We start from the raw sequence: 26181 nt of genomic DNA, 5'->3' as shown, positions 1-26181 counted from the left end.
ATGTAGAACTGTCTTAGAAAACAAGGGTTTGCAAAGTGTTTCCCCTTTGTAACAACGTAAAGTCTTTGAAATGTACGTGCTGTTCGGCGCGCCTGGCATCGATAATGCGTGCTCGGTCGGCCCAGGATGACTGACATTTGTCAACGGTTGCGCTTGCTGTGCGTTTACGGCGAGGCGGCGGGCGGCAATGGCTGGTTCCGGCGTCCCTACCAGGCGATCCATCGCAGGATTTTCTCGAAGAAAGCAGATGCACGTCCGCGTGAATCGCGGCAGTGCAACCTTGGCGAGCATGCGAGTCGCTTTTACAAACTGCAGTTACTTAGCTTGATCACTTAGCCTGATCTTTTACGAGGAGTTTCTCCACCATGCGAATCGCTCAAATTGCTCCGTTGCATGAGGCGGTTCCGCCGAAGCTGTACGGCGGCACGGAACGGGTCGTGTCCTACCTGACGGAAGCGCTGGTCGAGCAGGGCCATGACGTGACGCTGTTCGCGAGCGGCGATTCGCAAACCTCCGCGAAGCTCGAAGCGTTCTGGCCGCAGGCGCTGCGTCTCGATCCGACGATTCGCGATGTGATGGCTCCTCACATGCTGCTGCTCGAAGAAGTGCGCCGCCGCGCGGACGAATTCGACGTGCTGCATTTCCACATCGACTACTACCCGTTTTCGCTGTTCGCGCGCCAGCCGGTGCCGTTCCTGACGACCATGCACGGCCGTCTCGATCTGCCCGAACTGCAGCCGGTCTTCAACACGTTCAGCGACGTGCCGGTCGTGTCGATTTCGGACAACCAGCGCCAGCCGCTGCAGCAGGCGAACTGGCTGCAGACGGTCTACCACGGCCTGCCGGAGAATGTGCTCACGCCGATTCCCAACGTCGAGCCGGGCTACCTCGCGTTCCTCGGCCGCGTCTCGCCGGAGAAGGGCCTTGACCGCGCGATCCGCATCGCAGGCCAGGCTGGCATGAAGCTCAAGGTGGCCGCCAAGATCGACAAGGCCGACCGCGCCTATTACGAAGAAGTGATCAAGCCGCTGATGGCGCTCCCGCACGTCGAGTACATCGGCGAAATCGGCGAAGCCGAAAAGCGTGAATTCCTCGGCAACGCGCATGCCCTGGTGTTCCCGATCGACTGGCCGGAGCCCTTCGGTCTGGTCATGATCGAAGCGATGGCCTGCGGCACGCCGGTCATCGCGTTCAAGCGCGGCTCGGTGCCGGAAGTGATCGAAAACGGCGTGTCCGGTTTCGTCGTCGAAGACGAAATCAGCGCGGTCGCCGCGATCAAGCGCTTGTCGCAACTTCCGCGCGCCGCGGTGCGCAAGGCCTTTGAAGCGCGCTTCACGTCGCAGGTCATGGCGCGCAACTACGTGGCGACGTACGAGGAACTTCTGCGCCAGAAGCGCCGCACGGTGCTGCGCGAAGTCAACGCGAGCTAGGCGCGAACCGGGCGCGCACCGCTGCCCCGACGGCGGCGGGTCGCGCCGACATGGCCCATCGACGCCCCGCGTGTGCATTGCACGCGGGGCGTCGTCGCATCTGGCTGCAGCGACGGCACGCGGCATGCAACAGGGCGGAATTCGGACCAGCATGCAAACATGGGCGGCACGCGCCACGGTCGGCCTCGATCACTGCGCCCGGTTGTGTTGCCGATGCGCCGTGCATTGAAAACAGCGCGCGGCACGCGCGCGGGGTGAGCGCGACGTCCAATATCCCTATAATGGCCGTGCCGCAAAATCGGCGGACTGCCGCACAGACAAGAGGAGAGGGCTTTGGCGAGAACGAAACAGACGCGAGCGAACGCCGCGCCGGGCGCCGGCACGATCTTCGCGCTGCGTGCGATCGGTCTCGTGATTCTCGCGCGATGGCTGTTCTCGATGTCCGATATGGACGTGCTGACCGCGCTGTCCGCGATGGCTTCGTCGCCGTGGGCCTGCATCAATCTTGTCTTCCTGTTTCTGCTGATCTTCCTGCCCGGCGCGCGCGCCCGCGCCGAGCGCCCGTTCCATCCGCTGCCGCAATGGCTGCGGCAGGCGCTGCGGCTTTTTGCGTTTCTCGGATTTCTGTTTGCCGTCTGGTCGGTCGGCGCATTCGCGTGGACATCGGGCTGGCGGCGCGCGGCTCATGCGGTCGCGGCGACCAACGGCTGGCTGCTCGCCGCGCCGGCGCTCTACGCGGCCGTGCTGTGGATCTGCCGGCCGCGCGCATTGTGGCGCACGAACATCGGCGCACGCCGCTTTGCGATAGGCCGCTACGCGATTTCAATCGATAACCTGACACGCACCACCATTGTGTGGATGGAAAGCCGCAAGGTCGGACAGTACGATGCGCGCGAGCTTTCGGTGCGCTGGCCGGGGACGACGGCCGGCGGCGGAAGTCCCGGGTTCGCGCAGCGCGAGGTGTCGCGCAGCGTCGTATCGGGCAATGCCGCGCCCGATGCCGCGCAACCGCATGCTGCCGTTGCGTCGGATGCGCACACGGCGGAAGACGGCGCGTCGCCTGCAGCGAGCAGTGATCCATCGCCGCAAGGCGCCGAATCCGGTTTGGCTTCCACGGGCGCGGATGCACCGGCTGCCGCCTCGTCAGCGTCGACCGGCGCGGACATTTCACCGACGCAGGCCACGGCCGCCACCGCGACCGGCGGCGATTACGCAGCCGCGCCGGCGTCCGCCGGTGCGGGTCCCGCCATGCCGCCGCGGCGCGCTGGTCTTGCGGGCTGGCTGCGCCGGCCGAAGATCGAATTGATGTGGGACTCGCCGGCGGCGGCCGGACATAACCGTCAAACGGTTTTTCGTGTGCCGCTCGTCTCGGAAGGCGATCGCGCTGCTGCGCGCGCGCTCGATGCGAGTCTGCGGCAGGCCGGATAAGCGGGATCGACGCGCGGCCGTCGATCAATCGCCGCGGCTGCGCAAGAAAGCGAGAAATGCGACAACCGCGACAACCGCGACAACCGCGTGAAAGACCTGCGAAAAGACCCGAAAGCATAGAGACACCGTATGGAGACGCCCTTACTGATCCGCTGGTTGCTGGCCACGCTCCATCTGCTCGGCTATGGCCTTGCGCTGACCGCGATCATTGCGCGCACACGGGCGCTTAGCCGCTGCACGTCGGAACACAGCCTGCCCAGCGTGTTTCTTGCCGACAACGTCTGGGGCCTGTCCGCGCTGCTGATGATCGTCACGGGTTCGTTGCGTGCGTTCGGCGGCTTCGAGAAAGGCGCGTCGTTCTATCTGCAGGAGCCGCTGTTCCAGGTGAAGATGGGCGCGCTCGTGCTGATCCTGCTGCTCGAAATCGTCCCGATGATCGCGCTGATCCGCTGGCGCATCGCGCTCAGAAATGGCGTTCCGCCGCCGCTTGGCCGCGTGCATCGGTTCGCGGCGATCGGCTCGGTGCAGACCGCGTTGCTCGTCGTGATGGTGTTCGCTGCGACCGGCATGACGCGCGGCGTCGGCGTGGCGGGCAACGACTGGTAGTCGACTCGCGGCTGCAGCGCGAAGCGTTCCACGCGACTCGCCATGGCTCCGACGAGCCGCGACGCTACGCGTACCCGTCGCCCGTTTCGATTTGGGCTTTTTTCAACATCAGATCTGGAACAACACGCCATGACCGACCCACAAGCGCGGACCTCGAGCGCGCGCAAGCCCTTTCATCGTCTTCTGTTGACTGGCGCGGCCGGCAATCTCGGCGTGCAACTGCGCGGTGCGCTCGGTGCATGGGCCGACGTCGTGCGCGTGTCGGACATCGCGTCGCTCAGCGCGGCGGCCGGTCACGAAGAAGCGGTGAGCGCCGATCTCGCCGATCGCGCGGCCGTCGATGCGCTGCTCGAAGGCGTCGACGCGATCGTTCATCTCGGCGGCATCTCGATCGATGCGCCGTTCGACGATCTGCTCGAAGCGAACATCCGCGGCGTCTACAACCTGTACGCGGCAGCCGTGAAGCACGGCGTGAAGCGCGTCGTGTATGCGAGCTCGAACCATGTCGTGGGCTTTCATCCGGTCACGTCGGTCGTCGACGTCGATGCGCCGCTACGGCCGGATAGCCTGTACGGCGTGACCAAATGTTTCGGCGAAGCGCTGTCGCGCTATTACTTCGACCGCTTCGGTATCGAGACCGTGTGTCTGCGCATCGGCTCCTCGTTCGACGCGCCGAAGAACCGCCGCATGATGGTCACGTTCCTGAGCTTCCGCGATTTCATCGAACTGGTCCGCTGTTCGCTGTTTGCGAATCGCGTCGGTCACGCGATCGTCTATGGCGTATCCGATAACCCCACGAAGTGGGTCGACAACACGAAGGCATCGTTCCTCGGTTTTCGTCCGCAGGATAGTTCGGAGCAGTTCGCCCATCTGTTCGAAGCGGTCGCGCCGAACGCGGATTTCGACGATATGGCGCAACGCTTTCAGGGCGGGCCGTTTGCAGCGGCGGCGCCGCTCGAACGCGACGCTTCGTAAGGTCAGGCACGCTGCGGGGACGAGGCGGGCGGCACCTGCTTCGGCACCGGTTCGCGCGCTTGCCTTGCTCGCGTATCGTCTTCACATGGTCATGCTATGGTCCACGTCGTCCGGCCGATCCGGCCGCCGCTGCAACAAGCGTTGAACAACGATCGCGTGATCCGCAATGACCCGTTCGAGTCTTTTCCCGCAGAGGCGGCGCCGCGCGTGGCCGCTCGTTCTGTTGTGCGTCATCGTCGTCTTGCTGGCGGCTGTCGTGCTGGCCGGCTGGCTGATGCTGCGCGCGAGCCTGCCGCAACTCGACGGCACGCATGATGCGCCGCTGTCGGCGCCGGTCACGATCGGCCGCGACGCGCTCGGCGTGCCGACGGTACAGGGGCGCACACGCGCCGACGTCGCGTACGCGACGGGCTTTATCCACGCGCAAGACCGTTTCTTTCAGATGGACCTGCTGCGCCGGGTGGCCGCCGGAGAATTGAGTGCGCTGATCGGACCGCCCGCGTTGCCGATCGACCGGCGCGACCGTCCATTGCGGTTTCGCGAACATGCGCAGGCGGCGCTTGCCGCGTTGCCCGCCGCCGACCGGCAACTGCTCGAACGCTACGCGGCCGGTGTCAACGACGGACTGCGCTCGCTGCGCGCGCGGCCGTTCGAGTACTGGGTGTTGCGCGCGCAACCCGTGGCGTGGCGCCCTGAGGACACGCTGCTCGTCGTCTACGCGATGTACTTCGATCTTCAATACGATCAGGTGACGCGCGTGCTGTCGCGCGCCGCGCTGCGCGAGCATGCGAGCGGCGATCTGCTTGCGTTCCTGTTGCCGGCGACGAGCCACTGGGACGCGCCGCTCGATAGCGCAAACCCGGCTGCGCCGAATCCCGCGTCTCCCGCCTTGCCCGCAGAGCCGACGCAGCCCGCGCTGCCATCCGTGCCGGACACGAGGCCGCCGTGGCTGCACGCCGTGCAATCCGCCTCCGACAGCGAACCGCAGATAACCGGGCTCCTCGCCGGCGTGCCGGGCTTCTCGCACGGTCCGGCGGGCGCGTTCGACTCGATGGTCGGCAGCAACGGCTTTGCCGTCGACGGTGCGCATAGCGCGCACGGCGGTGCGCTCGTCGCAGGCGATATGCACCTTGGCCTGTCGCTGCCGAATATCTGGTATCGCATGTCGCTCGTCTATCCGGCGCCCGACGGCGGCACGCGCCGTATTACCGGCGTCACGCTGCCCGGCGCGCCGCTGATCGTGGCGGGCAGCAATGGTCATATCGCGTGGGCGTTTACGAACAGCTACGGCCGTTTCGTCGATCTGATCGAACTGCAGCGCGATCCGGCCGACCCGCTGCGCTATCGCGTGCCGGGCGGCGCATGGGAGAAGGCGCAGGTCATTCACGAGCGTCTCGACATAAAGGGCGGCGCGAGCGTCGATCTGCCGGTCGTGCAGACGCGCTGGGGGCCGCAACTCGTCGTCGGCGCGCATGCCTATGCGCTGCGTTGGGTTGCGCAGGATCCGCAGGCAGTCAATACGAATCTCGTGCGTCTCGAAGACATCACGACCGTCGCCGATGCGTTGCATACGGCGCAGACTTTCGGCCTGCCGACGCAAAACTTTACGGTCGCCGACGCACGAGGCCATATCGGCTGGACACTCGCCGGCCCCGTGCCGCGCTTTTCCGATGCGGACGTGAGCGCGGCGGCGTCTTCCGCTGATGCGGGCGCAGCGCCGTTGAGCCTGCCGTACTCGTCCGCGACCTACGTCGGCTGGCAAGGCTATCTGCCGCCGAGCGCGTACCCGATGCGAATCGATCCGCCGACGGGCCGCATCTGGACCGCGAACAACCGGCTGCTGCCGCTTCCCGAACTGGCTCACATCGGCGACGCCGGCACCGATCTCGGCGCGCGTGCGACGCAGATCCGCGATGATCTGCTCGCGCTGCCGCATGCGACCGAGCGCGACATGCTGTCGGTACAGACCGACGACCGCGCGTTCTGGATCGAGTTCTGGCGCCGGGTCGCGCTCGATGCGCTCGACGCACGCGCGATTTCGGGTCACCCGCAGCGTGCGGAGTTTCGGCGGCTCGTCGAAACCTGGGACGGCCGCGCCGATACGCGCGCGGTCGGCTATCGGCTCGTGCGTGCGTTCTACTTCTCGCTGTACGACGCCTGGTTCGGCCCGCTCGACAAGCAGATGAACACGCTCGCGCCCCAGCTCGGTTATCGCGCGGCGAACTCGCGTTATGAGGCGACGATGGAGATGCTGGCCGATCGTCGCGCCTGGATACCCGACGGCTTCGCGGACTGGCGCGCGTTCATGCTCGAGCGCATCGATCGCTCGATTGCACAGCTGCCGCCGGGCACGAAACTCGAAGAGGCGCGCTGGGGCGATCGCAATCGCTCGACGATCGCGCATCCGTTTGCGCGGCTGCTGCCGGCGTGGCTGCCGTGGGCGCGCGCGTCGCTCAGCACGCCGCGCGATCCGCTGCCGGGCGACATCAATATGCCGCGCGTGCAGGGGCCGGCGTTCGGTGCCTCGGAGCGTTTTGCGGTGTCGCCGGGGCACGAAGAGGACGGCATTTTCGAAATGCCGGGCGGCGAGTCGGGCAATCCGATGTCGCCATATTTCATCGCCGGTCACGAAACGTGGGTGCATGGCGACGTGGCGCCGTTTCTGCCGGGTGCGGCAGTTCATACGCTGACGCTCGAGGCGAACCCGTCGGCCGGCGCGCGATAAGGCAACGGCGGGCCGGCGTGGCCGCTTCGGGCCCATCGCCGCGAGCAAATCGTTGCGAAGAAGGGCCATCCCTTCTTTGCAGACGACTGCGTTGAACGCAGCGTACGAGACGCGTGTGTTCTCGCGGGTAGCTTGCGCATTCGCACGTCAGTGCACCGGGCGAATCAGATAAATGTCGTGCGGGCGAAGAAGGCGCGTAAAGGGCGAGGCGGCACGATCGAGCCTGTGCGCGGCGGGACGGATAGAAAGAGAAGGATGTCTTCGCGCCCGCACGCTGAACACGCGCCGGCATGACGCGCCCGACGGCATCGGCCGTGGCTGCGCGTCGGCGCCTCCAGGGACCTCGACATCATGATTCGAACGAATACCGCGAGAACGTTTTTTATCACCGGCGTAAGTTCGGGCTTCGGGCGCGCCTTGTCCGAAGCCGCGCTTGCTGCCGGCCATCGTGTCGTCGGCACATTGCGCGACGAGAGCCAGCGCGCCGCGTTCGATGAACTGAAGCCCGGTTGCTCGTTCGGCCGCCTGCTCGATGTGACCGATATACCGGCGATTGCGCCGCTCGTCGACGAAGTGGAGCGCAATGTCGGCGCGATCGACGTGCTCGTCAATAACGCCGGTTACGGCTATGAAGGGACGATCGAGGAATCGCCCGTCGACGAATTGCGCAAGCAGATGGAAGTGCATGTGATCGCGCCCGTCGCGATCGCTCAGGCGGTGTTGCCGTATATGCGCGAACGGCGTAAGGGGCATATCGTTAATATCACGTCGATGTGCGGCATCGTGACGTTTCCGGGGCTCGGCTTTTACCACGGCAGCAAGTTCGCGATCGAAGGAATCACCGAGGCGCTGTGCAAGGAGGTGCGGCCGTTCGGCATTCGCGTAACCGCGGTCGAGCCCGGAAGTTTTCGCACGCGCTGGGCCAGCAAATCGATGGTGCGCGCGGCGCGCACGATTGCCGACTACGACGAGATGTTCGAGCCGCTGCGCGCGGGTCGCATGCGGCGCGACGGTCATCAGATCGGCGACCCGGCGAAGGCCGCGCAAGCGATTCTTGCGGTCGTCGATGCACCGAATGCGCCGACGCATCTGCTGCTGGGCACCGACGCGCTCGGCTTCGTGCGAAGCAAGTTCGCCGATGTCGAATTCCAGATCAAGGCGTGGGAGAAGGTCACGATGTCGACCGATTTCGACGAATGAGGCGCTTGATTGCAACGCGTGATCGAGCACGCGAGGGCACGCGTTGCCGGACAATTGGACGGTTCGTCCAGGCGGTGACGCGCAGGAATATCGCCGGATCGCGAGGTGTTCTGTAGGTTATCGACACCGCCGCAGTGTCCCCGTCATTCCGAGCCGGCAAGCGACACGATGCATACGGTACGCGGGCCGGCGCTTAAGGCCGATGCGGTGGTGGACCATGGCGAACGCCTGGCGAGCTTCCCGCGGATGTCACTGTGGGTGTTACGGCGTTCGTTCTATCTCAAGGAGGCTTTCACATGAGATGGTCCGACCTCGCGGATACGGTTGCGCGTCACGCGCCGTTGATCGGCTCGGCACTCCGTTCACCTGATGCAAATGCGGGACCGGTGCACGCGATCGTCGCGTCGATCACCGGAACCGCAATCGACGATCCGGGCGCGGCAGCTGCTGCGATCGCGGCCGATTCCACGGTGCTCGACAGACTGCGCATTGCCGAAGCGCAAAGCCGCGCGGCGCTCGTTGCTTATGTGTTGCGTACGGGAGGCGGCGCGGCCGCCGCACCGGCGTTCAATGCGGCGCGAGGCGGGCAGCCGGGCTTCTGGAAAAACCTTGGCTTGATGCGGTACGCCGCGCACCTGCGCAGCAACGATCGGCTGCGCAGCAAGTACTTCTTCATGCGCCCATTGCTGACGGCAGCCGTGGTGATCGCGACGATCATCGTCGTGTTTCTCGTGCTGCTCGGCTTTGCGGATCATGCGTTGCACGATCCGTCGATTGCCGCGACCGCGGGCTGCGTGCTGATGTACTTCATGAGCGAGGCGCGTCTCGTGACCTCGTACTGGTTCGGTGCGACGCACGAGTCGAAAGACGCCAATGCGCTCGCGCGGCTGCTCGAGATGCGCGAGCGTCGCGAGCGGCTTGAACGTGTCGAAGGCATCGAAGGCATCGAAGGCGTGGAAGGTTTCGAGGGCCGCGAAGTGGTCGCGCGTGAAGTCGAAGATTTCGTCGATGAGCGAGAAGTGGAAGAGAAGCTGCTCGAGCGCTCCGGGCGCGGCGAGTTGCCGCCCACGGAGCGGACGGCGGCGGAGCTGTTCGAGTTGAGGACGCCGCGCGTTTGAGTGGACGACGGAGCGCGCCGTGGCGCACTGGCGGCGACAGAAGCGGCAACAAGGCACAAAGCGGCAACGTGAAAGCAAAAGGCCCTCGGCAACTGCCTGAGGGCCTTTTTTCACTTTTTACGCGGTTTCCCGCGAATCCTGGTGGGTAGTACTGGGATCGAACCAGTGACCCCTGCCGTGTGAAGGCAGTGCTCTACCGCTGAGCTAACCACCCGAAGAGCTGTGCATTATGTCAGAGCTTCACGACCCCGTAAAGGAATTTTTAAGCGCTTTGCGCGTCCGCATTCGCTTCGATGGCGGCGTCCACAGGCGGCGTCGGTTCGATGCGCCATACGCTCACACCCTTGAGCGCCTTGTCGAGATCGTTCAGTACCGCTTCGTGCGCGGCGAGTTCTTCATCGGTGGCCGCGAGCACGGGCAACTCGAGCGCCTCGAGCTCGACACCGGGCGCCAGCGCCGCGCCTGCCGCCGCCGTATCGCCGATCATGTCGATGACGAGGCTTTCCTGGCCGCGCGTCATCGCAAGGTAGACCTCCGCGAGCAACTCCGAGTCGAGCAGTGCGCCGTGCAGCGTGCGGTGCGCATTGCTGATGCCGAAGCGGTCGCATAGCGCGTCGAGCGAATTGCGCTTGCCGGGGAACATCGTCTTCGCCTGCACGAGCGTATCGATGATGGCGGTACCGCAATGGTCGCAAAAGCCCGGCAGCCCGAGCAGCGAAAACTCGGCATCGAGAAACGCGATGTCGAACGGCGCGTTGTGAATGATCAGTTCGGCGCCTTTGACGAAGTCGATGATCGCATCGGCCACCTCCGCGAACTTCGGCTTGTCGCTCAAAAATTCGGTCGTGAGACCGTGCACCGCAAGCGCACCGGGATCGCTGTCGCGCTCGGGATTGACGTAGAAGTGCAGATTGTTGCCGGTGAGCCGCCGGTTCAGCAGTTCGACGCAGCCGATTTCGATGATGCGGTCGCCGCTCTTCGCATTGAGGCCCGTCGTTTCGGTATCGAGGATGATCTGGCGCATGTCGGAATAGGCGTTGGTTCTTCAGAGGTCGGCAAGCGCGGCCACGCCGCGATTGGCCAGCGCATCGGCGCGTTCGTTTTCCGGATGCCCCGCGTGCCCCTTGACCCAGCGCCATTCGATCTGATGCTGCGCGACGAGCGCATCGAGCCGTTGCCAGAGTTCGACGTTCTTCACGGGCGTCTTGCCCGCGGTCATCCAGTTCTTCTTTTTCCAGCCGTGAATCCACTCGCTGATGCCTTTTTGCACGTATTGCGAGTCGGTATGCACGATTGCCTTGCACGGGCGCTTCAAGGCTTCGAGCGCGGCGATCACGGCCATCAGCTCCATGCGGTTGTTCGTCGTATTCGCTTCGCCGCCGAACAGTTCCTTTTCGTGCTCGCCGAAGCGCAGAATGGCGCCCCAGCCGCCGGGGCCCGGATTGCCCTTGCAGGCGCCGTCGGTGAAGATTTCGATCAGATCAGACGTCATGAGTATGGTTGCGTGTATTGGGCGTGGCGGCGGGCGCGAGGCCGGCAGCGAGCACGGGTTTCTTGACCTTGACCGGGCCGACGAGGCGCATGGCCCGCACGCGCTTGATCGCCGTCACCATGTATGCGGCGCCGAAAATCGGCCACCACCGGTCGCCCGCGGCTTCCATGAACGCGTAGCGGTTGAGCCACACGTCGCTGACGAGGGGCGGACGATAGCAGCCGAAGCGCCCGCGATCAAGATCGAAGCCTAACAGCTTGATCCAGTCCTTGAGGCGCGTGAAGGCGATCAGGTCGTGCGCGGCGGGTACGAAAGGACGCCCCGTCATCTTGCCGACCGACTGCCGCGCGCCCCACAGCGACAACGAGTTGAAGCCGAGAATGATCAGCCGGCCTTCCGGCATCAGCACGCGTTCGGCTTCGCGCAGCAGCCGGTGCGGATCGCTCGTGAATTCGAGCGTGTGCGGCATCACGATCAGATCGACGCTTTGCGCTTCGAACGGCAGATCGAGCAGGTCGCACCATATGGTGCTGCGCGAGGGCGGCGAGTGGCGGCCCGGCAGGCCGCCCGCCTGGCCGTCGGGCAGGACGTACGGCGCGCTCGAGCCGCTCGCCGCATCGAGCACGAGACCGCGGCCCGGCATGCGGTTTTCGCGCAGCGCGTCGAGTTGCGGCAGGCCGAGCTGCAGCGCGTGAAAGCCGAACACGTCCGACACGACCCGGTCGAGCTGCGCCTGCTCCCACTGCAGCACGTAGCGGCCGGGCGGCGAATCCGTCCAGGCGGGCCAGTCTATAATCGATCGGTCAGACATGTTAGAGATGCGTCGCCTATGAATTCGCTTGAATACGTACCCGTCCCGGCCTTCGAAGACAACTACATCTGGCTCGTTTCCGACGGCCGCAATGCGGTGGCGGTCGACCCGGGTGAAGCTGCCCCGGTGCAGGCCTATCTCGCGAAACGGGGCTGGCGGTTGAGCGCTATTTTACTCACGCACCATCATCGCGACCACGTCGGCGGCGTGGCCGATCTGCTGAAAGGCCAGGAGCAAGGCCGGGACTTGCCCGTGTACGGCCCTGCGGGCGAATCGATCGAGCATCTGACCGACAGACTATCCCACGGCGAGCGCGTCAGCATCGCCGAACCCGCGCTCGAATTCACTGTGCTCGATGTGCCCGGCCACACGAGCGGTCACATTGCGTATTTCCAGGCGGCGGACCCGCGCGGTACGCCTCATGTCTTCTGCGGCGATACGCTGTTCGCCTGCGGTTGCGGCCGGCTTTTCGAAGGCACGCCCGCGCAGATGCTCGATTCGCTCGATTCGCTCGCGGCGCTGCCCGGCGCGACCGAGGTGCATTGCGCGCACGAGTACACGTTGTCCAATATCCGTTTTGCGCTCGCATGCGAGCCCGGCAATGCCGAATTGCAGGCGTGGCGCGACGAAGCGGCCGCGCGGCGCGCGCGCAACGTGCCGACCCTGCCCACTACGATCGCGCACGAACGCGCGGTCAATCCGTTCCTGCGCGCGGGCGAACCGGCCGTTCAGGCGACGCTCGCCGACGCGCTCCACGAAGCGGTGCCCGACCGTCTTACCGCGTTTACGCTCATGCGGGAATGGAAGAACAGATTCCGATAAAGCGCTTTAAAAAGTTCCTCTGACCCAAGCGCGCCTAAGGTAATCTTCATCTGAATCATCAAAAAGCCCGCCAAGCCTCAGATTTCGCGGGCTTTTTCACACATTTCTGATTGACGGAAACCGCGCTCTTTCGTACTATCGGCTGCAAATTCCAACCGCATTTCACTCTGCGGTCCCAATCCGCCGTCTTAACTCGCGTTCAGTGGGTCGTTCCGGTCGGCGGTGTTTTTCCAGCAATTCCAGCCAGCCGTTTCAGGTTGCAGTTCCAGCCTTTTCGGGAAGCCGAGACGTTCATGAGATTTATCTTTAGCGCGTTGTTGGTCCTGATGCTCGCCGCGTGCGCGAGCCAGGGGCCAACGACCGTCGGTTCCAACACCGCCGCCGCCTCCAATCCCGCCACCCAGCAAGCCGTAGCCGATACCCTTCGCAAGACCGCTTCCGCCAAAGAAACCATTAACGTCGACCAGGGTTCCGTCAATCAGTTGACGAGCGCGGATAGCGATCTATGGAGTCGCATTCGCCGCGGCTTCCAGATGCCCGACCTGCAAAGCGATCTGGTCGACATGCAGGTCAACTGGTACGTGCAGCGACCGGACTACGTGCAACGGATGACCGAGCGCTCGCAGAAGTATCTCTATCACATCGTCGAAGAACTCGAGGCGCGGCACATGCCGACCGAGCTCGCGCTGCTGCCGTTCATCGAGTCCGCGTACAACCCGCAGGCGCTGTCGGTCGCGAAGGCGGCCGGCATGTGGCAGTTCGTGCCGGGCACGGGCCGCACGTACAACCTCAAGCAGAACATGTGGCAGGACGAACGGCGCGACGTGCTTGCATCGACGAGCGCGGCGCTCGACTATCTGTCGAAGCTGCACGACATGTTCGGCGACTGGTACCTCGCGCTCGCCGCGTACAACTGGGGTGAGGGCAATGTGCAGCGTGCCATCGCGCGCAACGAGGCGGCGGGCTTGCCGACCGACTATCAAAGTCTGCGCATGCCGATGGAAACGCGCAATTACGTGCCGAAGCTGCAGGCAGTGAAGAACATCATCGAGAACCCGCAGGTCTACGGGCTCACGTTGCCGGAAATTCCGAACCACCCGTACTTCGTCACGGTCACCACGTCGCACGATATCGACGTCGACGTCGCCGCGAAACTGGCGAACATGACGCCGGAAGAATTCCGCTCGCTGAATCCGTCGTTCAAGAAGCCCGTTATTCTCGGCGCCACGCAGCCGCAGATTCTGTTGCCATTCGACAACGCCAGCGCGTTCGAGCGCAATCTGAAGTCGTACAGCGGGTCGTTGTCGTCGTGGACCACTTATACGGTGACCGAGCGTTCGCGCCCGGCGGCGATCGCGCAGAAAATCGGCGTCGACGCGGACACGCTGATGGAGGTCAACAAGATTCCGGCGGGCATGCGCCTGAAACCGGGCTCGACGATCGTCGTGCCGCGCGGCGACGACGATGACGAGGACATCAGCGCCGACATCGCCGAAGGCGCAGTGCTCGCGATGGAGCCGGACGTTCCCGATACGCGCAAGATGCTGATCCGCGTGCGCCGTTCGCAGTCGATGTCGTCGCTCGCGAGCCGTTATGGCGTATCGGTCGGTCAGCTGAAGGGCTGGAATCGCACGCATCGCAATGAAGTGCGAGCCGGTCAGGTGATCGTGCTGCACGTGCCGGTCGGCCGGCGCGTGCCGACCGAGCCGGGCCCGGAGCGGCTCGCGACGGATGTGCGCGGCGGCGGCGTGCAGAAGATCAGCGCGCACGTCGGCGGCGACAGCGCCGACGACCGCAAGCCATCGAAGGCTGAGAAAAGCAGCCACAAGGCGCGCGGCAAGTCGGGCGTCGTGAAGGCATCCGGGCATGCGGGCAAGACGGGCGGCGTGAAAAAGGTTTCGACGGCGGCTGACGCACCGGCCGCGAGGTCGCCGAAAGCCGCGGCGCCTAGCCGCCAGAAGACCGCGGCTAACGCGAAGAAGGGCAAGAAGTAACCAGAACAGGCGGTATGCCGAGGATGTCGAAACATGCGCTGCGGGGGCAGCGTATGCAGTGCGCTCCGATACGCCTCGTTTATTCAGCGCCGCCACCTTCTTCGTGGCGGCGTTTTCATTTAAGCGGCTTGTTCACAAATCATTTATTGTTCTGGATCCGGCCGATCTCCCGTGAGCCCCGGCCAGGCCGTCTTTGTCCATTGTCCGTCCAGTCCAGCGCCGATGTTGTCGACCCCACTCCGCGTTTTCCTGCTGTTTTCCGCCGGCTACTTCGTTTCCTACGTGTTTCGCGGCGTCAACCTTGGGTTCGCGCCGCTCATCACGCGCGAGATGGCGCTGTCGGCCACCGACCTGGGCTTGCTGACAAGCCTCTACTTCCTCGGTTTCGCAGGCGCACAGATTCCGGCCGGCGTGCTGCTCGATCACTTTGGTTCGCGTCGCACCACCGCCGGCATGCTGCTGTTCGCGGCCGCGGGCATCTGGGTGTTCGGCGCCGCGCATGGCATCGGCGCGATGATGATCGGGCGTCTCCTGATCGGTATCGGCGTGTCGGTGTGTCTCGGTGCTGCGTTCAAGGCGCTTGCGCAACATTTTCCGGCCGCGCGCCTGCCGCTCGTCAACGGGCTCACGATGGCGGTCGGCGGTCTCGGTGGCGTGGTGGTCGGTTCGCCGCTCACATGGGTCCTCACGTTCACCACCTGGCGCACGGTCTGTGTCGGCCTCGGCGTCATGACCGTCGTCGTGGCCCTGATCCTGTGGAGCTGCGCGCCCGACACGACGAGCGCGCCGCGCCATACGACGCTGATGGGGCAGTTCAAGGGCACGGCCGATATCTTGCGTAGCGCGGCGTTCTGGAAAATCGCGTCGTTTCCCGTGATCACGCAAGGCGTGTTCTACGCGATGCAGTCGCTGTGGGTCGGTGCGTGGCTGCGCGACGTCAGCGGCTTCCAGCCGGGGCCGGCGGCGGCGCTCGTCTCGGTGCTCGGGTTCGCGATGATGGCAGGCTGCGTCGGCTTCGGCGCGGCCGCGCGCAGTCTCGAGCGGCGTGGCGTGTCGCTGTATGCGTTTTGCGGAATCGGCGGCGGCATGTTCGTCGTCACGCAATTGCTGATCATGATGAACGCGCCGCTGCCGGCCGGGCTGCTATGGGCGGCCTACGGATTCTTCGGCGGCACGGGCATTCTGAGCTACGCGTTGCTGCCGCGGTATTTCGAGGCGCACATGATTGGCCGCGCGAACACAACCATGAACCTCGTGATCTTTCTGCTGATCTTCGGCTTTCAGGTTGGCGTCGGCGCAGTGCTGTCGCACTGGCAGGCCGTTGCGGGGCACTATCCGGCGATCGCCCATCTGACCACGTGGGCGATCATGCTCGGCCTGCAGGTCGCCGGAGCGATCTGGTACGTATTGCCGAGTCAGGTGCTGCCGAACGCCGCGCAAATGCTGGCGAAGCACCACTCGTAGGCCTTGGCCGGCGGTTCCATGAACCGGTTCGCATGCGGCCGGAGCTATCTCGGATTTGAAGGGAGGGGCGCTTTCGGGCTATAATTCCAAGGTTTGAGCTTATCAACCCGCACCCTAGCGCCTACCTCTTCTAAACCGTTCATCCGCCGCCGCGCCCGATGTCACGATGCCCCAGATTCACGCATGCGAATCTTGTGGATCGCTGGCTGGCCGCGCTACGCGAGCGGGCTAACGCCTGCATCGGCCGATGCGCGTCGCACCATGCGCGCGCACCGGCACGAGCGGATGACCAGGTCGGCAACAGGGTGTTCCGCCAAGGAGTCCCCCGTGTTGCCGTCATTTTCTCCCGCTCTGCTCGCGCTTGCCGACGGCACGGTCTTTCGTGGTTATTCGATCGGCGCCGCCGGTCATACGATCGGTGAAGTCGTGTTCAACACGGCGATCACCGGCTATCAGGAAATCCTGACCGACCCGAGCTACGCGCAACAGATCGTCACGCTGACGTATCCGCACATCGGTAATGTCGGCGTCAACGCAGAAGACGTAGAAGCCACGAAAGTCCATGCCGCCGGCCTGATCATCCGCGATCTGCCGGTTCTCGCGTCGAACTTCCGCATGGAGCGCACGCTGTCCGACTATCTGCGCGACGAAGGCGTCGTCGCGATCGCCGGTATCGACACGCGCAAGCTCACGCGCATTCTGCGCGACGAAGGCGCGCAGAACGGCGCCATTCTCGCCGGCTCGGATGACGAAGCGAAGGCAATCGAGCTCGCGCGATCGTTCCCCGGCCTCGCGGGCATGGACCTCGCGAAGGTCGTGTCGACGAAAAGCCAGTACGAGTGGAAGCAGACCGAGTGGCGCCTCGGCAGCGGCTTCGGCATGCAGAATGCGCCGAAGTATCGCGTGGTCGCGTTCGACTACGGCGTCAAGCACAACATCCTGCGCATGCTCGCGGAGCGCGGCTGCCATGTGACGGTGCTGCCCGCCGAGGCCACCGCGGCCGACGCGTTCGCGCTCAACCCGGACGGCGTGTTCCTGTCGAACGGCCCCGGCGACCCGGAGCCGTGCGACTACGCGATCGAGGCAACACGCGAATTCATCGCGCGCGGCATCCCGACCTTCGGCATCTGCCTTGGCCATCAGATCATGGGCCTCGCGGTCGGCGCGAAGACCATGAAGATGAAAACCGGCCACCACGGCGCGAACCATCCGGTGAAGGATCTCGCTGACGGCCGTGTCGTGATCACGTCGCAGAACCACGGCTTCGCTGTCGATGCGGCAACCTTGCCCGCGAATGCGAAAGTGACGCACGTATCGCTGTTCGACGGCACGCTGCAAGGCTTCGCGCTCACCGACAAGCCCGCGTTCTGCTTCCAGGGCCACCCGGAAGCGTCGCCTGGTCCGCACGATATCGGCTATCTGTTCGACCGCTTCACCGCGCTGATGGATGCCTGCAAACACCGCAGCACCAACAGTCACACCGCGGCGGCATAAGCATCTCCCGGACGCGAACAGAATTCTGGCGCGCGCGTGGCGGGGCGGTAACCGCACCCGCGACTTCAGCGCGCCAACGGAAACAACCGCAATAACCCTGCATGGCACCGGAGCAAGCGCAAAGCGCCCGCTCCAGTCGACACAGCATTAGAGATTAGCGAGAGCGTTATGCCCAAGCGGACAGACATCAAAAGCATCCTCATCATCGGCGCGGGGCCGATCATCATCGGCCAGGCGTGCGAGTTCGATTACTCGGGCGCGCAGGCCTGCAAGGCGCTGCGTGAAGAAGGCTACAAGGTCATTCTCGTCAACAGCAACCCGGCGACGATCATGACCGACCCGAACACGGCCGACGTGACGTATATCGAACCGATCACGTGGGAAGTGGTCGAGCGCATCATCGCGAAGGAGCGCCCGGACGCGGTGCTGCCGACCATGGGCGGCCAGACCGCGCTCAATTGCGCGCTCGACCTGCATCACCATGGCGTGCTCGCGAAGTACGACGTCGAGTTGATCGGCGCGTCGCCGGAAGCGATCGACAAGGCCGAAGACCGCCAGAAGTTCAAGGACGCGATGACGAAGATCGGCCTCGGCTCGGCGAAGTCGGGCACCGCGCATTCGATGGAAGAAGCGCTGAAGGTGCAGGCCCAGATCGCGGTCGAAACGGGCGGTATCGGCTACCCGGTCGTGATTCGTCCGTCGTTCACGCTCGGCGGTTCGGGCGGCGGCATTGCGTACAACCGCGAAGAGTTCGAAGAAATCTGCAAGCGCGGTCTCGACCTGTCGCCTACGCGCGAGCTGCTGATCGAAGAGTCGCTGCTCGGCTGGAAAGAGTACGAGATGGAAGTGGTCCGCGACCGCGCGGACAACTGCATCATCGTCTGCTCGATCGAGAACCTCGATCCGATGGGCATCCATACCGGCGATTCGATCACGGTCGCGCCGGCGCAAACGCTCACCGACAAGGAATATCAGATCCTGCGCAACGCGTCGCTTGCGGTGCTGCGCGAGATCGGCGTCGACACGGGCGGTTCGAACGTGCAGTTCGCGATCAATCCGAAAGACGGCCGCATGATCGTCATCGAGATGAACCCGCGCGTATCGCGTTCGTCGGCGCTCGCATCGAAAGCAACGGGCTTCCCGATCGCGAAGGTCGCGGCGAAGCTCGCGGTCGGCTACACGCTCGACGAACTGAAGAACGAGATTACCGGCGGTCAGACGCCGGCGTCGTTCGAGCCGACGATCGACTATGTCGTCACGAAAATCCCGCGCTTCGCGTTCGAAAAATTCCGCGAGGCCGATCCGCGTCTGACCACGCAAATGAAGTCGGTCGGCGAAGTGATGGCGATCGGCCGCACGTTCCAGGAATCGTTCCAGAAGGCGCTGCGCGGTCTCGAAGTCGGTGTCGACGGGCTCGACGAGAAGACCACGAGCCGCGACGAAGTGATTCGCGAGATCGGCGAGGCGGGTCCGGATCGCATCTGGTACGTCGGCGACGCGTTCCGCCTCGGTCTGACACCGCAGGAAGTGTTCGAGGAAACCGCGATCGACCCATGGTTCCTCGCACAGATCGAGCAGATCGTGCTGAAGGAAAAGGCACTCGAAGGACGCGCGCTCGCAAGCGTGTCCGCGGACGAGTTGCGCTATCTGAAGCAAAGCGGTTTCTCGGACCGGCGTCTGGCGAAGCTGTTGAAGGCGAGGCCTGCAGAAGTCCGCGCGCGCCGTATCGAGCTGAACGTGCGGCCGGTGTACAAGCGCGTCGACACATGCGCAGCCGAGTTCGCGACGAAGACCGCGTACATGTACTCGACGTATGAAGAAGAGTGCGAAGCGAACCCGACGAACCACAAAAAGATCATGGTGCTCGGCGGCGGTCCGAACCGCATCGGCCAGGGCATCGAGTTCGACTATTGCTGTGTGCATGCGGCGCTTGCGATGCGCGAAGACGGCTATGAGACGATCATGGTCAACTGCAATCCCGAGACCGTGTCGACCGACTACGACACCTCGGATCGTCTGTACTTCGAACCGCTTACGCTCGAAGACGTGCTCGAAATCGTCGACAAGGAAAAGCCGCTCGGCGTGATCGTGCAATATGGCGGTCAGACGCCGCTGAAGCTCGCGCTCGATCTCGAGGCGAACGGTGTGCCGATCGTCGGCACGTCGCCGGACATGATCGACGCGGCGGAAGACCGCGAGCGTTTCCAGAAGCTTCTGCAGCAACTGCAGCTGCGCCAGCCGCCGAACCGCACCGCTCGCAACGAAGACGAAGCGCTGAAGCTCGCCGACGAAATCGGCTATCCGCTCGTCGTGCGTCCGTCGTATGTGCTCGGCGGCCGTGCGATGGAGATCGTGCATGAGCCGCGCGATCTCGAGCGTTATATGCGCGAAGCAGTGAAGGTCAGCCACGATTCGCCCGTGCTGCTCGACCGCTTCCTCAACGACGCGATCGAATGCGACGTCGATTGCATTTCCGATGGCGACGCGGTGTTTATCGGCGGCGTGATGGAGCACATCGAGCAGGCCGGCGTGCACTCGGGCGACTCGGCGTGTTCGCTGCCGCCGTATTCGCTGTCGCAGGAAACGGTTGCCGAACTGAAGCGCCAGACTGCCGCGATGGCGAAGGCACTGAATGTGGTCGGCCTGATGAACGTGCAGTTCGCGATCCAGCAGGTGCCGCAGGAAGACGGCTCGAAGCGCGATGTGATCTACGTGCTCGAGGTGAATCCCCGTGCGTCGCGCACGGTGCCGTATGTATCGAAGGCAACGAGCTTGCCGCTCGCGAAGATCGCCGCGCGCGCGATGGTCGGTCAGAAGCTCGCGCAGCAGGGCGTGACGAAGGAAGTCGTACCGCCGTATTTCAGCGTGAAGGAGGCTGTGTTCCCGTTCATCAAATTCCCGGCCGTCGACCCGGTGCTCGGACCGGAAATGCGTTCGACCGGCGAAGTGATGGGCGTGGGCCGTACGTTCGGCGAGGCGCTCTTCAAGTCGCAGCTCGCGGCTGGCTCGCGCTTGCCCGAGTCGGGCACCGTGCTGCTGACGGTCATGGACGCCGACAAGCCGAAGGCGGTCGAAGTCGCACGGATGCTGCATGAGTTGGGCTACCCGCTCGTCGCGACGAAGGGCACGGCCGCGGCGATCGAAGCGGCCGGCGTGCCGGTGCGCGTCGTCAACAAGGTGAAGGACGGCCGCCCGCATATCGTCGATATGATCAAGAACGGCGAGATCGCGCTCGTGTTCACGACCGTCGACGAAACGCGTGCGGCGATCGCCGATTCGCGTTCGATCCGCATGAGCGCACAGGCGAACAAGGTCACGTACTACACGACCATGTCGGGCGCGCGCGCGGCGGTTGAGGGCCTGCGGTATCTGAAGGATCTCGAGGTCTATGATTTACAAGGGCTTCATGCTCGCCTAAACTAAGGCTTCGAATCTCTGTCGAAGCTGTATGTGCCGCGGTTAAGCGGCGTCCCTGAAGGTACCGGATCGGGCTCTTGTACGAGCGCCACGGCATCGTGTACCTCTTTGGGGATGCACTTAACCGCGGTTGATTTTTTTTGAAGGCCGTTTTTTTGCCAAAGAGTTGTTTATGAGCACTATTCCCTTGACGAAACGCGGCGCTGACAAGTTGCGCGATGAATTGCAGCGCCTGAAATCGGTTGAACGTCCTGCGGTCATCAATTCGATCGCGGAAGCGCGTGCCCAGGGCGACCTGTCGGAAAACGCCGAATACGACGCAGCGAAAGAGAAGCAGGGCTTTATCGAAGGGCGTATCGCCGATATCGAATCGAAGCTTGCCGCTGCCCAGGTTATCGACCCCGCCGCGCTCGATGCGGATGGGCGCGTCGTCTTTGCGGCAACCGTCGAACTCGAAGATCTCGACAGCGGCGATGCGGTCACCTATCAAATCGTCGGCGACGACGAAGCGGATCTCGAGCACGGCCTGATTTCGGTCAGCTCGCCGATCGCGCGTGCGCTGATCGGTAAGTCCGAAGGCGACGTCGCATCGGTGCAGGCACCGAGCGGCGTGCGCGAATACGAGATCATCTCGGTTCGCTACGTCTGAGCGACACACGCCAGGTGCCCTCGATGCCGCATCGAATCTTCCGCCTGTTGACGGTCGTGTGGGTCGGCAGTCTGCTGACCATCGGTTATGCGGTCGCGCCTGTGCTGTTCGCTTCGCTCGATCGCATCACGGCGGGTTCCGTTGCCGCGCAACTGTTTCGGATCGAAGGCGTGATCGGCGTCGTGTGCGGCGTGTTGCTGCTCGCGCTGTGCAATGTGCTGATTCGTCGCGACGAAGTTGTCTATAAACGGCTGCGCTGGCTCGTGGCCGGCATGCTCGTGTGCGTGCTTGTCGGATACTTCGCGCTGCAGCCGTTCATGAATGCGCTGCGCATTGCCGCGCAGGAAGCTGGCACCGATGTTGGCCATTCGGCCTACGCGGGCCGCTTCGGCATGCTTCACGGTGTATCGAGTCTGTTCTATCTGATCGAAAGCGTGCTGGCGCTCGTCCTCGTGTGGAAACTGCCGATTGCTACAGCGTCGGCAGCATCTGGGACGCACGTGGGGTCGACTGCAGGTCGCCCAAAAGCGGCTGGCTGAAACGTCGGCATTCGCGCCGCATGTTGTGCGGCTTCTTCTGCGTAAGTCGAATTCGAAGTCGAGGTGCGCGAAGGCGGTTGGGCGCCGGCCGATGATAGCCGCACATGCATGATGATGCTGTTTGCACCCGTTTCCACGCTGTGCGCACGCGGTTCTTATTGCATAGGCCTTGCTCGCGTCACCTCTGCACCGTGCTTCGCCGCGACGTTTCGTCGCATGCGCAGAGGCGTCATACCGGTTACTTCGTCGATTGATGCTGGCGCTTTGCGCTGGTCTGCCGTTTCTTCGCGCGCTTGATGTTGCCACCCGCGGTCACGCGTTCGTTGCCGCGTACCAGTACCTTTTGCGGCTTCGGACGGCGCATCGGGTTATCGGGGGACACCTTGACGACCTTGACGACGCGTGGTGCCCGGCCTTGTGCGGACGCTTTTTCAGCAGCAGCGGCTTCGCCCGCGCTCGGCAACGCATTGCGACGCGGTGATCGGGTTGCAGGGCGCGCGGCTTCGGGCTTCCAGATCACGAGCAGCTTGCCGATATGCTGAATCGGCGCGGCGCCCAGGCGATCGCAGATCTCGTCATAGATCGCGACGCGTTCGTCGCGCTCGTCGCCGAATACGCGAATCTTGATCAGTTCATGAGCGACGAGGTGGACTTCGATTTCGGCCAGCACGGCATCGGTCAAGCCTTCGGCGCCTACGAGCACGACGGGTTTGAGCGCATGAGCCTGCGAGCGCAGCGCGGCGCGTTGTTCGGAGGAGACTTTGAGGGCTGGCATGGAAAGTGAGGGACTCGACTAAAATGGCGCGCCGCGGCCGCGCGCGGCTCGTTGCAGTTTGCGCGCGATGAGCATTCGTATGACCGCGGAGCGACCCGAGGTGCAAATATATCGCGGCAGCAGGCGCAATCCTTACAGAATCGACCTGTGAATCGACGCGGAAGCGGCGCACGCGCTGGTTGCGCAGATTAAACGCGTATTATCCGCTGAAAGCGCGGTATCACGCAGCAAAAGTTCAACGATTAATGGCAAAAAACCGCTTCAACCAGTCGTGGCTGCACGACCACATCAACGATCCGTACGTCAAAATGGCGCAACGGGAAGGCTATCGTGCCCGTGCGGCTTACAAGCTCAAGGAAATCGACGAGCAGGACAGGCTGATCCGGCCGGGCCAGGTCATCGTCGACCTCGGCGCCGCGCCCGGCAGCTGGAGCCAGTACGCGCGCAACAAGCTCGCGCAGAGTCCGCGGCGCGACGCGTCGCGTGAAGGCGGCATCGACGGCACCATCATCGCGCTCGATCTGCTGCCAATGGAGCCGATCGCGGACGTGCACTTCATCCAGGGCGATTTCCGCGAGGAGAGTGTGCTCGAACAACTGGAAGAAGTGGTCGGAGAGCGCCTCGTCGATCTTGTAATTTCGGATATGGCGCCCAATCTGTCCGGGGTGGCGGTGGCGGATGCCGCGAGAATCGAGCATGTATGCGACCTCGCGCTGGAGTTCTCACAGAATCACCTGAAGCCGGATGGTGCCCTTTTAGTCAAATGTTTTCACGGCAGCGGTTACAGCCAGATTGTCGAGAAGTTCAAGCAGCAATTTAAGACGGTGGCGGCCCGCAAACCGAAAGCGTCGCGGGACAAATCGTCCGAGACGTTTATTTTGGGCAAACATTTGAAGCGTCCCCGTTGAAAAAAGCGATTCAAATGCCAGCTTGTTATTTTCAATGTGCCGGAAAACGGCGCTGGCGCGGTGCGGCTCTCGCTATATATGCCGTAGCGAATGCTTATGGCAGGGGTCTGCGGTCTGGATTAGAATGCCTGAGTGGTGCCGCAAGGCAAATGTAGGCGCTTGTCTATGAGTGAAGGAGTGGTGCTTTGAACAACAACATGTTTTCCAAGGCGGCAGTGTGGCTGGTTATCGCACTGGTGCTGTTTACGGTGTTCAAGCAGTTCGACAAGCCCCGTGTCCAGGAAGGCGTTTCCTATTCGCAGTTCATGGACGATGCGAAAAGCGGCAAGGTCAAGAGCGTCATCGTCCAGGGCCGTAATCTGACGGTAACCCCGGCGGATGGCCAGAAGTATCAGATCGTGTCGCCCGGCGACATCTGGATGGTCGGCGACCTCATGAAGTATGGCGTTCAGGTCAGCGGCAAGGCCGACGACGAACCGAACGCGCTCGTTTCCGCGTTGTACTACCTCGGACCAACGATCCTCATTATCGGCTTCTGGTTCTACATGATGAGGCAGATGCAGGGGGGCGGCAAAGGCGGGGCGTTCTCGTTCGGCAAATCCCGGGCGCGCCTGATCGATGAGAACAACAACGCAATCAATTTCTCCGACGTTGCCGGCTGCGATGAAGCGAAGGAAGAAGTGTCCGAACTGGTCGACTTCCTGCGCGATCCACAAAAGTTTCAGAAGCTGGGCGGGCGAATACCGCGCGGCGTGCTGCTGGTAGGCCCGCCGGGAACCGGTAAGACGTTGCTCGCGCGCGCGATTGCCGGTGAGGCGAAAGTGCCGTTCTTCAGCATCTCGGGTTCGGACTTCGTCGAAATGTTCGTCGGTGTCGGCGCGGCGCGTGTGCGCGACATGTTCGAGCAGGCGAAGAAGCACGCTCCTTGCATCGTATTCATCGACGAAATCGACGCGGTTGGTCGTCATCGCGGCGCCGGCATGGGCGGCGGCAACGACGAGCGCGAACAGACGCTGAACCAGATGCTTGTCGAGATGGACGGCTTCGAGGCGAATTCGGGCGTGATCGTGATCGCTGCGACGAACCGCTCGGACGTACTCGACAAGGCGCTGTTGCGCCCGGGCCGTTTCGACCGCCAGGTGTACGTGGGCTTGCCCGATATTCGTGGCCGTGAGCACATCATGAAGGTGCACCTGCGCAAGGTGCCCATTGCGAATGACGTCGACGCGGCAGTCATCGCGCGTGGTACGCCGGGCTTTTCGGGCGCCGATCTCGCGAATCTTGTCAACGAAGCGGCGCTGTTTGCCGCGCGTCGCGGCAAACGCATCGTGGAGATGCAAGATTTCGAAGACGCGAAGGACAAGATTTTCATGGGTCCGGAGCGCAAGTCGGCGGTGATCCGCGAAGACGCAAAGCGGGCGACGGCTTACCACGAGTCCGGCCATGCGGTCATCGCGAAGCTGTTGCCGAAGGCCGACCCGGTGCACAAGGTCACGATCATTCCGCGCGGTCGCGCGCTCGGCGTCACCTGGCAGTTGCCGGAGCACGACAACGAAACGTATTCGAAGGAATATCTGCTCGATCGCCTCGCCATCCTGTTCGGCGGCCGTGTGGCCGAAGAGCTGTTTCTGAACCTGATCAGCACCGGCGCATCCGACGACTTCAACAAGGCGACGGCGACGGCACGTGCGATGGTCGCGCGCTTCGGCATGACCGACGCGTTGGGACCGATGGTCTATGTCGACGACGAAAACGATGCGTCGCCGTTTGGCCGGGGCTTCACGCGTACGATTTCGGAAGCGACGCAGCAGAAGGTCGATGCCGAAATCCGCAGTGTGCTCGATCAGCAGTACAACCTCGCGAAGCGTCTGCTCAACGAGAACCGCGACAAGGTCGAGGCGATGACCGCGGCCCTGATGGAATGGGAAACGATCGACGCCGATCAGATCAACGACATCATGGCTGGTCGACCACCGCGTTCGCCGAAGAGCACGCCGTCGCCGGGCGATGCGCCTTCGGGCGGCAGCAGCCCGGGCGCTGAAGTCAAGCCGGGCAGCGCTACCGCGCCGGCCTGATCGAGGCCAACTCAGTCATACGGGCCGGTGCCAATCACACCGGCCCGTTTTGTATTCTTTGCGCCTTATCGGCTCAGCCCGAACGAGTCCAAACAAACAACGGGCGGATCCCGCCGGTTTCGCGTGAGCGGTCCCATAAAGCCGGTTGGTCAACCCGGGTTCACTCAACTACACGCTCTCCCATTCGTGTCCACCGACGCAACTTCCAGACAACACGCCGAACCGCTGCAATGTGGCCGTTTTTCGCTGTCGCTCGAGC

At 63.6% G+C, this 26181-nt stretch carries 20 protein-coding genes and 1 tRNA gene; 16 read left to right on the top strand and 5 right to left on the bottom strand.

Going from position 1 to position 26181, the window contains the following annotated elements; genetic code table 11:
• Window positions 1-365: 365 nt before the first annotated feature.
• The 7 genes from BTO02_RS15085 to BTO02_RS15055 all read left to right on the top strand — a co-directional run bounded on the left by BTO02_RS15085 (window position 366) and on the right by BTO02_RS15055 (window position 9482).
• Window positions 366-1430, top strand: a complete 1065-nt coding sequence (locus tag BTO02_RS15085) for a glycosyltransferase family 4 protein (RefSeq protein WP_075157723.1) — start codon at window positions 366-368, stop codon at window positions 1428-1430.
• 333 nt (window positions 1431-1763) lie between these two features.
• A complete protein-coding gene (locus tag BTO02_RS15080; RefSeq protein WP_075157722.1) occupies window positions 1764-2858 on the top strand; it encodes a hypothetical protein in 1095 nt (364 codons plus the stop codon).
• A 129-nt stretch (window positions 2859-2987) separates the two neighbouring features.
• Window positions 2988-3464, top strand: coding sequence for a DUF2214 family protein (locus tag BTO02_RS15075; RefSeq protein ID WP_075157721.1), 477 nt, complete (start codon window positions 2988-2990; stop codon window positions 3462-3464).
• A gap of 129 nt (window positions 3465-3593) precedes the next feature.
• Window positions 3594-4439: an NAD-dependent epimerase/dehydratase family protein gene (locus tag BTO02_RS15070; RefSeq protein WP_075157720.1), complete on the top strand. Its 846-nt coding sequence runs from the start codon at window positions 3594-3596 to the stop codon at window positions 4437-4439.
• A 166-nt stretch (window positions 4440-4605) separates the two neighbouring features.
• Window positions 4606-7164 (top strand): penicillin acylase family protein, encoded by a 2559-nt coding sequence (locus BTO02_RS15065; RefSeq protein ID WP_075157719.1) that lies wholly within the window; start codon window positions 4606-4608, stop codon window positions 7162-7164.
• 351 nt (window positions 7165-7515) lie between these two features.
• Window positions 7516-8364, top strand: a complete 849-nt coding sequence (locus BTO02_RS15060; protein ID WP_075157718.1) for an oxidoreductase — start codon at window positions 7516-7518, stop codon at window positions 8362-8364.
• Window positions 8365-8660: 296 nt separating this feature from the next.
• The gene (locus tag BTO02_RS15055) at window positions 8661-9482 is read left to right on the top strand and encodes a hypothetical protein (RefSeq protein ID WP_075157717.1); all 822 of its coding nucleotides are present in this window, start codon (window positions 8661-8663) and stop codon (window positions 9480-9482) included.
• 139 nt (window positions 9483-9621) lie between these two features.
• On the opposite strand, the gene BTO02_RS15050 is transcribed toward BTO02_RS15055, so the two are convergent.
• The 4 genes from BTO02_RS15050 to BTO02_RS15035 all read right to left on the bottom strand — a co-directional run bounded on the left by BTO02_RS15050 (window position 9622) and on the right by BTO02_RS15035 (window position 11785).
• Window positions 9622-9696, bottom strand: a tRNA-Val gene (locus BTO02_RS15050).
• 48 nt (window positions 9697-9744) lie between these two features.
• Window positions 9745-10506: a DNA polymerase III subunit epsilon gene (gene dnaQ, locus BTO02_RS15045; RefSeq protein WP_075157716.1), complete on the bottom strand. Its 762-nt coding sequence runs from the start codon at window positions 10504-10506 to the stop codon at window positions 9745-9747.
• Window positions 10507-10527: 21 nt separating this feature from the next.
• On the bottom strand, window positions 10528-10974 hold the full coding sequence (rnhA, locus tag BTO02_RS15040) for a ribonuclease HI (RefSeq protein ID WP_075157715.1): 447 nt from the start codon (window positions 10972-10974) through the stop codon (window positions 10528-10530).
• The gene (locus BTO02_RS15035; protein WP_075157714.1) at window positions 10964-11785 is read right to left on the bottom strand and encodes a class I SAM-dependent methyltransferase; all 822 of its coding nucleotides are present in this window, start codon (window positions 11783-11785) and stop codon (window positions 10964-10966) included. The genes rnhA and BTO02_RS15035 overlap by 11 nt, the downstream gene beginning before the upstream one ends.
• A gap of 18 nt (window positions 11786-11803) precedes the next feature.
• On the opposite strand from BTO02_RS15035, the gene gloB reads away from it, so the two are divergent.
• From gloB to BTO02_RS15000, 7 genes are all read left to right on the top strand, one after another.
• On the top strand, window positions 11804-12607 hold the full coding sequence (gene gloB / locus BTO02_RS15030; RefSeq protein WP_075157713.1) for a hydroxyacylglutathione hydrolase: 804 nt from the start codon (window positions 11804-11806) through the stop codon (window positions 12605-12607).
• A 293-nt stretch (window positions 12608-12900) separates the two neighbouring features.
• Complete coding sequence (locus tag BTO02_RS15025) at window positions 12901-14601, top strand: transglycosylase SLT domain-containing protein (RefSeq protein WP_075157712.1); 1701 nt, start codon at window positions 12901-12903, stop codon at window positions 14599-14601.
• Window positions 14602-14823: 222 nt separating this feature from the next.
• On the top strand, window positions 14824-16065 hold the full coding sequence (locus BTO02_RS15020) for an MFS transporter (protein ID WP_075157711.1): 1242 nt from the start codon (window positions 14824-14826) through the stop codon (window positions 16063-16065).
• A 327-nt stretch (window positions 16066-16392) separates the two neighbouring features.
• Window positions 16393-17559, top strand: a complete 1167-nt coding sequence (gene carA / locus BTO02_RS15015) for a glutamine-hydrolyzing carbamoyl-phosphate synthase small subunit (protein WP_075157710.1) — start codon at window positions 16393-16395, stop codon at window positions 17557-17559.
• 168 nt (window positions 17560-17727) lie between these two features.
• On the top strand, window positions 17728-20982 hold the full coding sequence (gene carB, locus BTO02_RS15010) for a carbamoyl-phosphate synthase large subunit (RefSeq protein WP_075157709.1): 3255 nt from the start codon (window positions 17728-17730) through the stop codon (window positions 20980-20982).
• Between the two features lie 166 nt (window positions 20983-21148).
• Window positions 21149-21625, top strand: coding sequence for a transcription elongation factor GreA (gene greA, locus BTO02_RS15005; protein WP_075158889.1), 477 nt, complete (start codon window positions 21149-21151; stop codon window positions 21623-21625).
• Between the two features lie 23 nt (window positions 21626-21648).
• On the top strand, window positions 21649-22164 hold the full coding sequence (locus BTO02_RS15000) for a DUF4149 domain-containing protein (RefSeq protein WP_075157708.1): 516 nt from the start codon (window positions 21649-21651) through the stop codon (window positions 22162-22164).
• Between the two features lie 238 nt (window positions 22165-22402).
• Here the strand turns inward: BTO02_RS15000 and BTO02_RS14995 are convergent, their stop codons facing one another.
• Complete coding sequence (locus BTO02_RS14995) at window positions 22403-22939, bottom strand: YhbY family RNA-binding protein (RefSeq protein WP_075157707.1); 537 nt, start codon at window positions 22937-22939, stop codon at window positions 22403-22405.
• Between the two features lie 245 nt (window positions 22940-23184).
• On the opposite strand from BTO02_RS14995, the gene BTO02_RS14990 reads away from it, so the two are divergent.
• On the top strand, window positions 23185-23847 hold the full coding sequence (locus BTO02_RS14990; RefSeq protein ID WP_075157706.1) for an RlmE family RNA methyltransferase: 663 nt from the start codon (window positions 23185-23187) through the stop codon (window positions 23845-23847).
• Between the two features lie 185 nt (window positions 23848-24032).
• On the top strand, window positions 24033-25922 hold the full coding sequence (ftsH, locus tag BTO02_RS14985; protein WP_075157705.1) for an ATP-dependent zinc metalloprotease FtsH: 1890 nt from the start codon (window positions 24033-24035) through the stop codon (window positions 25920-25922).
• Window positions 25923-26181: the final 259 nt, after the last annotated feature.

Source organism: Paraburkholderia sp. SOS3, assembly GCF_001922345.1.
In the GTDB taxonomy this organism is placed as follows: Bacteria; Pseudomonadota; Gammaproteobacteria; order Burkholderiales; family Burkholderiaceae; genus Paraburkholderia.
This window is presented reverse-complemented; position numbering and strand designations above follow the sequence as displayed.

Excerpts from the sequence above, each read along its gene's own strand:
- carB (WP_075157709.1), top strand. The coding sequence starts at position 17,728 with ATGCCCAAGCGGACAGACATCAAAAGCATCCTCATCATCGGCGCGGGG.
- BTO02_RS15055 (WP_075157717.1), top strand. The coding sequence starts at position 8,661 with ATGAGATGGTCCGACCTCGCGGATACGGTTGCGCGTCACGCGCCGTTG.
- BTO02_RS15000 (WP_075157708.1), top strand. The coding sequence starts at position 21,649 with ATGCCGCATCGAATCTTCCGCCTGTTGACGGTCGTGTGGGTCGGCAGT.
- BTO02_RS14990 (WP_075157706.1), top strand. The coding sequence starts at position 23,185 with ATGGCAAAAAACCGCTTCAACCAGTCGTGGCTGCACGACCACATCAAC.
- gloB (WP_075157713.1), top strand. The coding sequence starts at position 11,804 with ATGAATTCGCTTGAATACGTACCCGTCCCGGCCTTCGAAGACAACTAC.
- BTO02_RS15065 (WP_075157719.1), top strand. The coding sequence starts at position 4,606 with ATGACCCGTTCGAGTCTTTTCCCGCAGAGGCGGCGCCGCGCGTGGCCG.
- BTO02_RS15035 (WP_075157714.1), bottom strand. The coding sequence starts at position 11,785 with ATGTCTGACCGATCGATTATAGACTGGCCCGCCTGGACGGATTCGCCG.
- BTO02_RS15070 (WP_075157720.1), top strand. The coding sequence starts at position 3,594 with ATGACCGACCCACAAGCGCGGACCTCGAGCGCGCGCAAGCCCTTTCAT.
- dnaQ (WP_075157716.1), bottom strand. The coding sequence starts at position 10,506 with ATGCGCCAGATCATCCTCGATACCGAAACGACGGGCCTCAATGCGAAG.
- BTO02_RS15075 (WP_075157721.1), top strand. The coding sequence starts at position 2,988 with ATGGAGACGCCCTTACTGATCCGCTGGTTGCTGGCCACGCTCCATCTG.
- BTO02_RS14995 (WP_075157707.1), bottom strand. The coding sequence starts at position 22,939 with ATGCCAGCCCTCAAAGTCTCCTCCGAACAACGCGCCGCGCTGCGCTCG.
- BTO02_RS15060 (WP_075157718.1), top strand. The coding sequence starts at position 7,516 with ATGATTCGAACGAATACCGCGAGAACGTTTTTTATCACCGGCGTAAGT.
- greA (WP_075158889.1), top strand. The coding sequence starts at position 21,149 with ATGAGCACTATTCCCTTGACGAAACGCGGCGCTGACAAGTTGCGCGAT.
- BTO02_RS15025 (WP_075157712.1), top strand. The coding sequence starts at position 12,901 with ATGAGATTTATCTTTAGCGCGTTGTTGGTCCTGATGCTCGCCGCGTGC.
- rnhA (WP_075157715.1), bottom strand. The coding sequence starts at position 10,974 with ATGACGTCTGATCTGATCGAAATCTTCACCGACGGCGCCTGCAAGGGC.
- BTO02_RS15085 (WP_075157723.1), top strand. The coding sequence starts at position 366 with ATGCGAATCGCTCAAATTGCTCCGTTGCATGAGGCGGTTCCGCCGAAG.
- BTO02_RS15020 (WP_075157711.1), top strand. The coding sequence starts at position 14,824 with ATGTTGTCGACCCCACTCCGCGTTTTCCTGCTGTTTTCCGCCGGCTAC.